The sequence below is a fragment of the Streptomyces sp. P9(2023) genome (genome assembly GCF_032436795.1).
In the GTDB taxonomy this organism is placed as follows: Bacteria; Actinomycetota; Actinomycetes; order Streptomycetales; family Streptomycetaceae; genus Streptomyces.
The window spans coordinates 87,503-100,179 of sequence record NZ_JAUPWM010000003.1; the positions used below are offsets into that span (position 1 = coordinate 87,503).

At 72.2% G+C, this 12,677-nt stretch carries 12 protein-coding genes; 6 read left to right on the plus strand and 6 right to left on the minus strand.

The window, feature by feature from the left end; translation table 11 throughout:
* Window positions 1-89 precede the first annotated feature (89 nt).
* The 3 genes from Q5762_RS05290 to Q5762_RS05300 form a co-directional block, all read right to left on the minus strand.
* Window positions 90-668, minus strand: a complete 579-nt coding sequence (locus Q5762_RS05290) for a TerD family protein (protein ID WP_315890775.1) — start codon at window positions 666-668, stop codon at window positions 90-92.
* Window positions 669-820: 152 nt separating this feature from the next.
* Window positions 821-2,950: an excinuclease ABC subunit UvrB gene (gene uvrB / locus Q5762_RS05295; protein ID WP_315890776.1), complete on the minus strand. Its 2,130-nt coding sequence runs from the start codon at window positions 2,948-2,950 to the stop codon at window positions 821-823.
* Between the two features lie 155 nt (window positions 2,951-3,105).
* Window positions 3,106-4,026 carry an MHYT domain-containing protein gene (locus Q5762_RS05300; protein ID WP_315890777.1) on the minus strand — a complete coding sequence of 307 codons (921 nt, stop codon included), beginning with the start codon at window positions 4,024-4,026 and terminating at the stop codon, window positions 3,106-3,108.
* Between the two features lie 194 nt (window positions 4,027-4,220).
* On the opposite strand from Q5762_RS05300, the gene Q5762_RS05305 reads away from it, so the two are divergent.
* Window positions 4,221-4,754 (plus strand): methylated-DNA--[protein]-cysteine S-methyltransferase, encoded by a 534-nt coding sequence (locus Q5762_RS05305; protein ID WP_315890778.1) that lies wholly within the window; start codon window positions 4,221-4,223, stop codon window positions 4,752-4,754.
* Window positions 4,755-4,793: 39 nt separating this feature from the next.
* Window positions 4,794-6,113 (plus strand): MFS transporter, encoded by a 1,320-nt coding sequence (locus Q5762_RS05310; RefSeq protein ID WP_399494486.1) that lies wholly within the window; start codon window positions 4,794-4,796, stop codon window positions 6,111-6,113.
* Between the two features lie 109 nt (window positions 6,114-6,222).
* Here Q5762_RS05310 and Q5762_RS05315 read toward each other — a convergent pair whose 3' ends face one another.
* Entirely contained in the window at window positions 6,223-6,579 is a 357-nt protein-coding gene (locus Q5762_RS05315) for a cupin domain-containing protein (RefSeq protein WP_315890779.1), read from the minus strand.
* 561 nt (window positions 6,580-7,140) lie between these two features.
* Here Q5762_RS05315 and Q5762_RS05320 point away from each other — a divergent pair.
* Genes Q5762_RS05320 through Q5762_RS05335 form a run of 4 tightly spaced genes read left to right on the plus strand, consistent with a single transcriptional unit; the run spans window position 7,141 to window position 11,044 of the window.
* Entirely contained in the window at window positions 7,141-7,998 is an 858-nt protein-coding gene (locus Q5762_RS05320; protein WP_315890780.1) for a hypothetical protein, read from the plus strand.
* A complete protein-coding gene (locus tag Q5762_RS05325; RefSeq protein ID WP_315890781.1) occupies window positions 7,982-9,181 on the plus strand; it encodes a hypothetical protein in 1,200 nt (399 codons plus the stop codon). Before Q5762_RS05320 ends, Q5762_RS05325 begins: the two co-directional genes overlap by 17 nt.
* 49 nt (window positions 9,182-9,230) lie before the next feature.
* Window positions 9,231-10,145: a pseudouridine-5'-phosphate glycosidase gene (locus tag Q5762_RS05330; protein WP_315890782.1), complete on the plus strand. Its 915-nt coding sequence runs from the start codon at window positions 9,231-9,233 to the stop codon at window positions 10,143-10,145.
* Window positions 10,142-11,044 (plus strand): PfkB family carbohydrate kinase, encoded by a 903-nt coding sequence (locus Q5762_RS05335; RefSeq protein ID WP_315890783.1) that lies wholly within the window; start codon window positions 10,142-10,144, stop codon window positions 11,042-11,044. Before Q5762_RS05330 ends, Q5762_RS05335 begins: the two co-directional genes overlap by 4 nt.
* Here the strand turns inward: Q5762_RS05335 and Q5762_RS05340 are convergent.
* Window positions 11,041-11,676 (minus strand): uridine kinase, encoded by a 636-nt coding sequence (locus Q5762_RS05340; protein WP_315890784.1) that lies wholly within the window; start codon window positions 11,674-11,676, stop codon window positions 11,041-11,043. The two genes, Q5762_RS05335 and Q5762_RS05340, sit on opposite strands and share 4 nt — an antisense overlap.
* 311 nt (window positions 11,677-11,987) lie before the next feature.
* The gene (locus Q5762_RS05345; RefSeq protein WP_315890785.1) at window positions 11,988-12,602 is read right to left on the minus strand and encodes a helix-turn-helix domain-containing protein; all 615 of its coding nucleotides are present in this window, start codon (window positions 12,600-12,602) and stop codon (window positions 11,988-11,990) included.
* Between the last annotated feature and the right edge of the window lie 75 nt (window positions 12,603-12,677).

A 12,677-nucleotide genomic window follows, 5' to 3' on the forward strand; every position in this document is an offset into this window, starting at 1 on the left:
ACTCTGTCCCCTCGGATCCGATGGTCATGCGGGACAGCTCCCGGCGGCCTGCTGCCTCCGGGAGCTGTGGGTGTGCCTGCGGTGCCGGCCTAGAGGTGCGGCAGGATCGCGGGCATGAGGTCCTGGAACGTCCGGCCGTTGGCCGGGTTGCCCAGAGCGGTCATCTGCCAGCCGGAACCGGCCCGGTGCACCTTCGCCATGATCTGCGCGGTGTACTGGCCGCCGCCGTCCAGGGTGTAGCGCGCGAGCTCCTGGCCGTTGGCCTCGTCGACGATCCGGCAGAAGGCGTTCTGCACCTCCTGGAAGGTCTGCCCGGTGAAGGAGTTCACCGTGAAGACGATCTGGTCGATGTGGACGGGGACGCGCTGGAGGTCGACCAGGATCGACTCGTCGTCACCGCCCTGCCCCGCGCCGCCCACCAGGTTGTCGCCGGTGTGCCGGACCGAGCCGTCGTCACTGACCAGGTGCCGGAAGAAGACCACGTCCACCGGCTGCTTGTCGGCGAAGAGCACCGCGGAGGCGTCCAGGTCGACCTCGCGCGTACGCGAGCCGAACAGGCCCCGCCGGGGCGCCGCCTGCCAGCCGAGCCCCATCCGGACGGACGACAGGCTGCCGCCGCCCTGCTTCTCCAGGCTGATGGCCTGACCCTTGGTCATGTTGACCGTCACGCGCAGTCCCCTCTCTAGCGATCCCCGCCGCCGCCCTCGCTGTGCGTGCGGTTTCCCAGCACCCTACGCAGGGGCACCGACAGCGCAGGAGAGAGGGACCGGATTTGTGTCGGTCTTGCAACACACCGGGCGCCGCGGGGGCGCCCCGGGCGTCACGCGAGTCCCGCCTCCTTCATCTGGCGCAACTCCTTCTTCAGCTCGCCCACTTCGTCCCGCAGCCGGGCCGCCACCTCGAATTGCAGCTCCGCCGCGGCGGCGCGCATCCGGTCGGTCATCTCCTCGATGATCGCGGCGAGTTCGGTCGCCGGGCGGTCGCCGAGCTCGACCGTGGCGCCCGCCTTGCCGCCCTTGGCCTTGCTCTTCGGCGCGTGGGCGGTGAGGGAGGGGACGGGTGCCTTGGCGCCCTTCTCGTGTCGGTAGCCGGTCCCGAGGAGCTGCTCGGTGTCGACCTCCTCGCGGGCGATGGTGGCGACGATGTCGTTGATCTTCTTGCGCAGCGGCTGCGGGTCGATGCCGTTGGCGGTGTTGTACGCGACCTGCTTCTCGCGGCGGCGGTTGGTCTCGTCGATGGCCTTCTCCATCGCGGGCGTGACGGTGTCCGCGTACATGTGGACCTGTCCGGAGACGTTGCGCGCCGCGCGGCCGATGGTCTGGATCAGCGAGGTGCCCGAGCGCAGGAAGCCCTGCTTGTCGGCGTCGAGGATGGCGACGAGGGAGACCTCGGGCAGGTCGAGGCCTTCACGGAGCAGGTTGATGCCGACCAGGACGTCGTACTCGCCGGCCCGCAGCTCGCGCAGCAGCTCGATACGGCGCAGGGTGTCGACGTCGCTGTGCAGATAGCGGACCTGGATGCCGAGCTCCAGGAAGTAGTCGGTGAGGTCCTCGGCCATCTTCTTGGTGAGCGTGGTGACGAGGACCCGCTCGTCCTTCTCGGTGCGCAGCCGGATCTCGTGGACCAGGTCGTCGATCTGGCCCTCGGTCGGCTTGACGACGACCTCGGGGTCGACCAGGCCGGTGGGACGGATGATCTGCTCCACGAAGCCGTCGCCGCGCGACAGCTCGTACGTGCCGGGGGTGGCCGAGAGGTAGACGGTCTGGCCGATCCGCTTCTGGAACTCCTCCCACTTCAGCGGGCGGTTGTCGAGCGCGGAGGGCAGCCGGAAGCCGTGGTCGACCAGGGTCCGCTTGCGGGAGGCGTCGCCCTCGTACATCGCGCCGATCTGCGGCACGGTGACGTGCGACTCGTCGATGACGAGCAGGAAGTCCTCGGGGAAGTAGTCGAGGAGCGTGTTGGGCGCGGAGCCGGGCTCGCGGTCGTCGAAGTGCATCGAGTAGTTCTCGATGCCGGAGCAGGAGCCGATCTGGCGCATCATCTCGATGTCGTACGTGGTGCGCATGCGCAGACGCTGGGCCTCCAGCATCTTGCCCTGCTTGTCCAGCTCGGCGAGCCGAGTCTCCAGCTCGCGCTCGATGCCGTCGACCGCCTTCTCCATGCGCTCCGGGCCCGCCACGTAGTGGCTGGCGGGGAAGACGTACAGCTCGTTGTCCTCGCTGATGATCTCGCCGGTGAGCGGGTGGAGCGTGGAGAGGGCCTCGATCTCGTCGCCGAACATCTCGATGCGGACGGCGAGCTCCTCGTAGACCGGGAAGATCTCGATGGTGTCGCCGCGGACCCGGAAGGTGCCCCGGGTGAACGCCAGGTCGTTGCGCGTGTACTGGATGTCGACGAAACGGCGCAGCAGCTGGTCGCGGTCGATCTCCTCGCCGACCTTGAGCGGGACCATCCGGTCCACGTACTCCTGCGGGGTGCCGAGGCCGTAGATGCAGGAGACCGAGGCCACCACGATCACGTCCCGGCGGGTCAGCAGCGAGTTCGTCGCGGAGTGGCGGAGCCGCTCGACCTCCTCGTTGATCGAGGAGTCCTTCTCGATGTAGGTGTCCGACTGCGGGACGTACGCCTCGGGCTGGTAGTAGTCGTAGTACGAGACGAAGTACTCGACCGCGTTGTTCGGCAGGAGCTCGCGGAACTCGTTGGCCAGCTGGGCGGCCAGTGTCTTGTTCGGCGCCATCACGAGCGTGGGGCGCTGCAGCTTCTCGATCATCCACGCGGTGGTGGCGGACTTGCCGGTGCCGGTCGCGCCGAGGAGGACGACGTCCTTCTCGCCCGCGCGGATGCGCCGGTCGAGCTCGGCGATCGCCGCGGGCTGGTCGCCGCTGGGCTGGTAGGGGCTGACGACCTCGAAAGGCGCCACCGTACGTTCGATCTGGGAAACAGGCCGCATGGAACCACCGTACGACCCCCCACTGACAGTCGGGCCGCGGACGGCTCACGGGGTGCTGGGTGACCGGCTCGGGGGGCTGCTCGGGTGCCGCTGAGGGAGCCGCTCGGAGGGCTGCTCCGAGAGCCGGCGCGTGGAGTCGCTCGGGGAGTCGCTTCTCACCACTCCTGGGAGCGATGGGCGCCCCGGCCGGCGTTCTTGCGACCGCCGCCGGCGCCGCGTCCGGCGCGTGCGGGCGGCCGCCGGGCGGACCAGTTCGCGGGCTCGCCGTAGGCGGGGGCGCGGCGCGGGGCGGGCACGCCGGGGCGGTGGGGGCCGTGGGCCGTGGGGCGCTGCCAGTCGGGGTCGCCCATGACGAGCAGCGGGTCGAACATGACGACCACGGCGGCGAGGAGCAGGAAGACGGCGGGGCCGATCAGCATCGGGAGGAGGAGCGAGGTTGCGGTGTCACCGCTGCCGGCGGCGTCGCCCATGCCGTGCACTTGGACGTTGACGGCCGCCATGGCGGTGTAGTGCATTCCGCTGACGGCGAGGCCCATCACCAGGCTGGCGCCGAGGCTGGCCAGGAATCCGTGGACCGAGACGGCCGCCCAGAGGGCGGTGGTGGCCGCGACGACGGCGATCACGACGGAGAGGGCGACCGTGAGAGTGTCGTAGCCGATCGTCCCTTGGAGTCGCATTCCGGCCATGCCGAGGTAGTGCATGGTGGCGATGCCGAGACCGGTGATGGTGCCACCGGTGACCAGGGTGAGCGGGGTGGCACCGCGGTAGCCGACGATGAAGATGCCGATGCCCACCATCAGGATGGCGACGCCCAGGCTGGCGAAGGTGATGGGGCGGTCGTAGCTGATCGGCGCCTGGTCGACGGAGAAGCCCATCATGGCGATGAAGTGCATCGTCCAGATGCCGCTGCCTATCGAGGTAGCGCCGAGGGCGAGCCAGCCGGCCTTGAAGGTGTCGCGGTGGCGCAGGGACCTGGTGGTGCAGCGCAGGCCCAGGGCGCCGCCGAGGCAGGCCATGACGAATGCGGCGACCGGTGTGACGAGGCCGTAGCTGAAACCGTCGACCGTGCCCTGCATGAGCGTCTGTCCTTCCACTCCGTGGTGCCCCGTCGTCCGAAATCGGCGGTACTGCCGAGTAGTCCTACCGGGGCGAGATTATGGCCCGCGGACGGCCGCCTGACCACGAGGTCCGGGATTTGGCACCGGTGAGACCGAGCCGAGACCGGGCCGTGATGACGGTGATGTCAGTGCCCGGTCGTACCGTGAGCTTCATGGACACCACGGTGGAATGGGCGGTCGTGCCGAGCGACATCGGTCCCCTGCTGCTCGCCGCGACCGATCGCGGTCTTGTGAGCGTGGTCTTCCACGCCGACGAGGCGGTGCGGGAGGCGGCGATCGACCCGCTGGGCCGGCAGCTCGGCGCGGAGCCGGTGGAGAGCTCGGAGGGCCGGCTCGCCGAGCCGATACGGCAGCTCGCGGAGTACTTCGCCGGCGGGCGGCGCGCCTTCGACCTGCCGCTGGACTGGACCCTGACGGCGGGCTTCAACCGGCAGGTGCTGCGCGAGCTGGCGGAGGGCGTGCCGTTCGGGGCGGTCGTCGGGTACGGAGACCTGGCGAAGCGGGTCGGTCAGCCGGGCGCCGCGCAGGCCGTCGGGGCGGCGATGGGCGCCAACCCGCTGCCGGTGGTCGTGCCGTGCCACCGGGTGGTGGAGAGCGACGGCGGGATCGGCGGCTTCGGCGGCGGCCTGGAGACCAAGCGGACGCTGCTGGCGCTGGAGGGCGTGCTGCCGCAGCCGTTGTTCTGAGGGGTGTGGGGCGCGGGGGCGGCTGGCACACTCACGTAAGTGACCAAGAGCCCCGATGCCCCTGACGCCCCCGGCGTCACGCCTCCTCCGGAGATATCCGCCCCTGTCACGGCCGACGCGGCGACCGCCCAGCGGCTGGCGACGCTCCGGCGGCGCACACAGGCCGTGCTGATCGCCGGCCAGATCCTCGGCGGGCTCGGTATCGCCACCGGTATCGCCCTCGCCGCCGTCCTTGCCAAGGACGTCAGCGGCTCGGAGGCCCTGTCGGGCCTGGCCTCGACGGCCTCGGTGGCAGGTCCCGCTCTGCTCGCCATGCCGCTGGCCGCCCTCATGAGCGCGCGGGGACGGCGGCCCGGACTCGTGCTGGCCTATCTGATCGGGGCCCTGGGCGCCGGAGTCGTCGTCCTCGGGGCGGTCGTCGGCAGCTTCCCCCTGCTCCTCGCCGGCCTGGTCGGCTTCGGCGCCGCGTCCTCGGCGAACCTCGCGGCCCGGTTCGCCGCCGCCGACCTGGCCGAACCCGACCACCGGGGCCGGGCCATCTCCACCGTCGTCTGGGCCACGACCATCGGCGCGGTGCTCGGGCCCAACATCGCCGCACCCGCCGGGGAGAGCGTGGCGGGCCTCGGCATCCCGGCGACGGCAGGACCCTTCGTCTGGGCGGCCGGCGTGTTCCTCGTCGCCGCGCTCGTCGTGGCGGTGCTGCTGCGCCCCGACCCGCTGCTGACGGCCCGCGCCCTGGCCGCTCCCGAGGAGGGCCAGGAGGCCGCCGCGGCCCGCTCGCTCCGGGCGGGCATGCGGGCCGTACGGGAGGCCGCCGGCGCCCGCCTCGCGCTGGTGACCGTGGCCGCCTCGCACACCGCGATGGTCTCGATCATGTCGATGACCCCGGTGGCCCTGAGCCATCACGGCGCCGGGATCCAGCTGATCGGCCTGGTGATCAGCGGGCACATCGCCGGCATGTACGCCTTCTCGCCCGTGATGGGCTGGCTGTCGGACCGACTGGGCCGGCTCTCCGTCATCGGGCTCGCGGTCGGACTCCTCTGCGTGGCGGCGTTGCTCGCCGGCACGGCGGGTCCGAGCCACGGCCAGACCGCGGCGGGCCTCTTCGTCCTCGGCCTGGGCTGGTCGGCCGGCCTGGTATCGGGCTCCGCGCTGCTCACGGACTCCGTACCGCAGGCCGCCCGGGCGGCCGTCCAGGGCCTGTCGGACTTCATCATGAACACCGCCGCCGGAATCGGCGGCCTGATGGCCGGTCTGATCGTGGCCCGGGCGGGCTACGGCTGGCTGAACCTGGTGGGCGCATGCCTGCTGCTGCCGATGGCGGCACTGGCGGTACGCGGAGTGCTGCGACGCGCCTGACCCCGGCGACGCCAAGGGGACTTCGGATATCGGATATCGACTCTTGGATCCAGGATCTTGGATATCGGATATCGGATCCAGGATCTTGGATCCGATATCCCCCGTGCCGTCAGAGGCTGATGTGGTACGCCTTGCGCAGCGTCTCGTGGACCGTCCAGGTGGTCCGGTCCCCCTCGCGCAGCACACACGCGTCACCGGCTCCGACCTCCAGCGTGGCACCGCCCTCGACGGCGACGGTGGCGCGCCCGCTGACGACGACGAAGAGTTCGTTGGCCTCCGTGTCGGTCACCACTCCGGGGGTGATCTGCCAGATGCCGCGCACCTGCCTGCCGTCGGCGGACTCCCAGAGGACCTTGCCGGTCACCTCGGGCGTACCGGAGACGATCTGGTCGGGGTCGAGCGGCTCGGGCTCCAGCTCCGCGTCGGGGATGTGGACGGCGAAAGAGGCCTGGTCATGTGTCGTCATGGGCGGTGACTGTAGCGGGGGCCCGGGGCCGCCCCAAGGCCGGGACGGGCTGGAGGATTCGACTCCACTTCGCCTCCCACCAGGCGACTTCGCCGAATCGCACGACGGCGACGGAATCCGCACCACCCTCCCGGAGAGCACCCGGCGACGCCGAGCAGCGCTCCTTACGGAGCCGGGGCCGGGCACCTGACTTTCCCGGCCGGGCGCCACGGGCGCCCGGCCACTGATTCCGCAGGCGGGCACGCACACCCCCAGTCGGAGTACGTCAGGTCGTGGCCGGGCGGGTCGGCGGCGTATAGGTGACAGATGGACATATCAGTCACCTCAAGGGCGGAATCACTCATACGCGCAAGCCGTCGAGGGCGGCGGCGCGGCGCCGCAAAGCCGAAGGCCGGGGGTGGCGGGACAGGTTACGAACCCATGTCCCCGCTGGTCACATGTGGCGCCTTTGGTGCGCCCAATGCTGGTCGGGGGGAATCCGCCGAGCCCCCTGTCAAGCTTGGCGTGCGCGCGTCAAACTCCCCTCGTGACCTCCTCCCCCACCTCCGACAGGAGAGTGCGATGCCCGCGAAGCCCCTCACCTCCCGCACGGCCCCCCGCACCACCGTCCTGACCGCCGCCGCCCTCCTCGCGGCGCTCGCGGCCGCTCCCGCGGCCCAGGCCTCCGCCGGCCCGGACGCCCCCGAACCCCAGGCCCCCGGCGCCTCCTACAAGGCCACGCACGACGCGCTCGGCCCGCAGCACCTCACCCCGGCCCAGCTGCGACTGAACACCGCCAAGGAAGCCGCGGCGGCCGGAGCCCACGAGGGTGTCCGCACCCGGGCGGCGCTGGCGGGCTACAAGGTCTCCGGCGGCCTCCACCAGTCGCAGAAGAACTCGTACTGGTGCGGCCCCGCCGCCCTCGTGATCACGCAGTCCGCGCGCGACGAGGTCGCGGGCCGCTCGCAGCAGGACGCGGCGACCCTCCTCAAGACCAACACCAGCGGCACGGCCTGGTACGGCGTCAACATCAACGTGCCGAACCCGACCGGCTATCCGATGGCCGACGCGCTGAACTACCGCCTGCCCGGCGCCGGTTACGTACCCCGAGCACTGCCGTACACCCCGACCGTCACCGACAAGGCGAACTTCAAGCAGCACATCACCTACAACACCGACAACGACTACGCGATAGCCGGCAACGCCTGGGAGGTCCCGGGCGGCCCCCACCTCGTAGGCCACCCCAACATCGAGATATTCCACTGGGTCTCGATCGACGGCTACAACACGGACACCGCCGCCGGACAGGTCAACTACCTCGACCCGGTGGGCGGGGTGAGCACGAGCGTGATCTCGTGGGCCGGCTCGGTCCCCAAGTCGGCGCGCATCTCGTCCGACACCATCACCACCATCATGGGCGGCCGTGGCTACGTCTGGTAGGACTCCCCGGCCCTCCTCCCCCGTAGGGGGACGGGCTCTCGCGCTGCTGCTGACGGGCCTCCTGTTCGCGGGATGCTCGTCGGCGCGGTCCGGCCCCGATCCGACGCCGGACCGGCCCACCGCCCCGGCGCCCCGAACGGCCACGCCGACCGCGCCGACCGCGCTCACCGCCGCCTGCGAGGTGGACCTCCCCGCCGCCTGGCGCTCCGCGCTCGACGCCGGCGAGCTGCGGGCCCCTGCCGGGGAGCGGGCGGTGCTGACCGACACCGGTCCCGGCTGGACGGTCGTCCAGCTCAGCACCGGCGACCGCCGGCGGGCCGCTCTGGTACGCGGAGACGGCGCGCGCCGCATCCTGCTGGATCTCGCCGACCCGGTCGAACACCAACTGCTCGCGGCCGACTTCGACGGCCGGCGGTGGGCCGCCTTCGCCGTCCTGGAAGGACGGACCCTGGACAGCCCGTGGAGCCTGTACGTGTGGGATGCCGAGACGGGTACCTCCCGGCGGCTCGCCCGGGCCGACCTCCCGGGTCCGCTCCCCCAGCCGGTCGTCCGCGACGGCACGGTCCACTGGGCGCAGGGCGTCGGCGACGGCAGGGCCACGGTGTACGCGGCCGCGGTGACGGGCGGCGCCCCACGGGCCCTGCGTACGGGTGTGATGGACGCGCCGTTCGTCGCGGGCGGCCTGCTCGTGTGGCGCGAGTCGGCGGGTTCCGGCACCCGGCTCGCCGCCGTCTCCCTCGCGGACGGCCGCCCGGCCACGCCGCCCGGGCCGTTGGCCGCGCTCCGGGACATCCGCGCCATCGTCTCCGACGGCGGTACGGGCAGTGGTGGCGGCGGGACCTGGGCGTGGGTGGAGGGCGAGACCGCGCCCCGGCTGATGGTGTGGCGGTCGGGGGACGCCCGGCCGACGGCCGTCGTGACGACCTCCCCAGCCGTCGACGGCATGGACCAGATACGGATCAGCGGCCGGCTGGTCACCTGGCGCACCCCCGAGACCTCCTACGCCCTGGACCTCGAAGCCGGCTCCTACGCGCGGATCACTCCCGCGTACGGCTACGCACAGGCCAGGGGCGGTGCCCTGGCGGTCGCGTACAGCCTGGGCAACGCCAAGGCCTCCGGTTCCCGTCCGGTGATCCAGGTGGTCGACGCGGGGCGGCTGCCCGGGCTGCCGCGCTGTGGCTGAACCACGCCACCGAGGTTTGAGTGGTTCGTGGTCGCGCCAGAAATGGGACATGTCCACACAGGTGTCCGAAGAAGTCCGGGAGGCGCTCCACGAGGGCCGGCCCGTCGTCGCGCTGGAGTCCACGATCATCGCCCACGGCCTGCCGCGCCCGCGCAATCTGGCCGTGGCCCGGGAGCTGGAATCCCTGGTACGCGCCGGGGGCGCCGTGCCCGCCACGATCGCGGTGATCGACGGCGTGGCCCATGTCGGCCTCGACGAGGGCGGATTGATACGGATCGCGGAGGACCCGGCGGTACGGAAGCTGGGCCACCGGGACATCGCGCCCGCGCTCGCGACCGGGGCGACGGGGGCGACGACGGTCTCCGCGACGGCCTGGCTGGCGGACGCGGCCGGCATCCGGGTCTTCGCGACCGGCGGGCTCGGCGGGGTGCACCGGGGGTGGACGGAGACACAGGACGAGTCGGCCGATCTGCGGCTGCTCTCGCGGGTCGGGATCACCGTGGTGTGCGCGGGGGTCAAGTCGATCCTCGACGTCCCGGCGACGCTGCAACGCCTGGAGACCCTGGGGGTGACGGTCGTGGGATACGGGACGGGGCACTTCCCCGGGTTCTATCTGGCCTCGTCCGGCGAGCCGGTCGACTGGACGCTGCGGACACCCGAGGAGGTCGCGGGCGTCATACGGGCGAAGGAAGGGCTGGGCGAGCCCCGCGCGGCGCTGATCGTCGCCAATCCGGTGCCGGTGGCGGAGCAGTTGGATCCGGCCCTGCACGACCGGGTCCTCGGGCAGGGTCTCGCGGCGGCGAAGGAGAAGGGAATCGGCGGGCAGGCCGTGACGCCGTTCCTGCTGGAGTATCTGATGGTGCACACGGGCGGCGCATCCCTGGAGGCGAACCTGGCGGCGGTGCGGGGCAATGTGCGGCTCGCGGCACGGATCGCGGCGGCCCACGCCGACGACGGCGCATGAGCGGTCTCCTGGTCGTCGGCGATGTGGTCACCGACATAGTCGCCCGGCACCGAACCCCGCTGGCGCCCGCGACCGACACGGCCGCCGAGATCCGGCGGCTGCCGGGCGGGGCGGGGGCCAACGCCGCGTGCTGGGCCGCGCGTTCGGGCTGTCGCCAGGTACGGATCCTCGGCCGCGTCGGCACGGAGGAGGCCCGCTGGCACGACCTGGCGCTCCGCCGGGCGGGCGTGCGGCCGCTGCTCGTCCCGGACCCGGAGGTCGGTACGGCGACGGTGATAGCCCTGGTCGACGCGGGCGCCGAGCGCACGTTCCTGACCGACAGCGGCGCGGCGCTGCGCCTCTCCCCCGCCGACTGGAACGACACGTTCCTGCACGGGATGGCCCGGCTCCATCTCTCCGGTTACCTCTTCTTCGCCGAGACGAGCCGCGCAACCGCGCTCCGGGCGATGCGCGGCGCGGAGGAGGCAGGGGTTCCGGTGAGCGTGGACCCGGCGTCCGTGGGCTTCCTTCGGCACCTGGGCGTGGACCGGTTCCTGGCGGCCACGCCGGGCGTGGAGACGTTGTTCCCGAACGCCGACGAGGCCCGGCTGCTCACGAGCCGTACGGATCCGGCCGAGGCGGCGGAGATCCTGAGCCGTACGTTCCCGCTCGTCGCGGTCACCCTGGGCGCCGGGGGCGCGCTGGTCGCCGAGGCGGGTGCGGTCACGGGTCGTGTCCCGGCCCCGCCCGACGTACGGCCGGTGGACTCCACGGGCGCGGGTGACGCCTTCACGGGCGCGTTCCTCGCGGCCCGGCTCGCGGGGGCGGACGCCCTGGAGGCGGCCGAGGCGGGCTGCCGGGCGGGCGCAGAGGCGGTGACCGTGGTGGGCGGCAGACCGCCGTCGACCCACAAGGGCTAGCCCGGGAGGCCCGTCCAGGCCGGGTGGCGCGGATCGTCGGCTCGCACGACCACGTCGGCGGCCTCGGACGGCCCGACCTCGTTCTCGTACCGCGCGAAGGCGGGCAGGGTCCAGGCCTCCTCCGTACGGCGCGCGAGTGCTCCGGGCGAGAGCCGCAGGTGCACGGTCGTGTCGAACGGGAACCAGTGCCCGAGAAGGAACGGCCCGTGCACCACGAGGACGCCGCCGGGCGGGAGTTCCACGTACGGGCTGCGGGTGGCACGGTCGGTGACGGGGTCCCAGAGGTCGGGCAGGACCCGCCCGCTGCCGCCCGCCTCCAGCGGCCCGAACACCTCGCGCCACAGCGCCCCGGTGTCGAACCAGCCGCTGTAGTACGAGTCGGGGTCCTGCTTCCCGTACTCGTAACGGAGCGAGGCGGGCCGGAGGAACCCCCCGGTGCCGACGACGAGCACGGACCTGCCGCGCAGCCGCAGCGCGTCGGCGATCCGTTCGGCGGTCTCCCCGGTCGGCGCCGCGGGCGCCCCGTCGATGCCGACCTTGAGCCAGGCGCCCCCGTCACCGGGCGTCGCGCCGTCGACCCGCGCGGCCACGGCCTCGGAGATCCGGTCCCAGGTGATGGCTTCGAATCGCACGGGCTCGACCTTGTCATGGACGTCGGGGTTCGAAGATCGAGTCTACGAAGTCGCGCACTCCGGCTCGAGCTCGTCCACGGAGAGCGGCGCGCCTTCGGGCAGCAGTTAGGTGACGTGGAGGACGACCGGTTGGGTGCCGGTCACGCCGCTGTGCCGGTCACGCCGCTGCCCGGCGTGGCCGACGCGGCGGACGGGACGAATATGCCCGTCCCCATGGGCCCCTCCAACTCCTCGGAGCAGCCGCTTGGTTCACCACCACCGAATCGGCCATACGGTGACCCGCAGGGCACGTTTCGGACGGCCGAACGATCTCAGCCAGCAACTCTCACCGTTTCGTCGAGGCGCGCCCGCCCCGCCGCCACCGCCTCCGCGAGCGTCAGCTCCCCGTTCGCCAGAGCCCGGCAGGTCGCGGTGTCCGTGTGCAGATGCGCGTCGGGGGCCTCGGCCGGTCCGTCCGCGTACCAGGCGGCCCCCTCACCCCCGACCCGTAGATGGAACGCACCCTCGTCCAGGGTCACTTGGACGACTCCCGTCACCACGCCCTCCAGGGCACCGAGGAGCGGGATCGCGAACCAGTGGGCGCGTACCGCGTCGGTCGGCCGGGGCTCCTCCAGGGCCGGCGCGCCCCACTCCGCCAGGGCCCGCAGGACGGACAGCAGGTCGCGTCCGCGCGGCGTGAGCTCGTACACGTACGCCGAGACGGGCGGGGGCAGGCGACGGCGCGTGACGAGGGCTGCGCCCTCCATCTCCTTGAGGCGTCCGGCCAGCATGTCCGTGCTGACGCCCGGGAGATCGGCGTGCAGATCCGTGTAGCGGCGCGGCCCGGCGAGGAGTTCGCGGACGATCAGCAGCGTCCAGCGGTCGCCGACCGCGTCGAGGGCACGGGCGGCGGAGCAGTACTGGTCATAGCTTCGGCGACGTGGCATGCGACGCAGTCTAGACAAGTTGTTGGACTTTCCAAGCTCGAACTTGGTAAAACCAAGCATCAATACTTCTGGGGA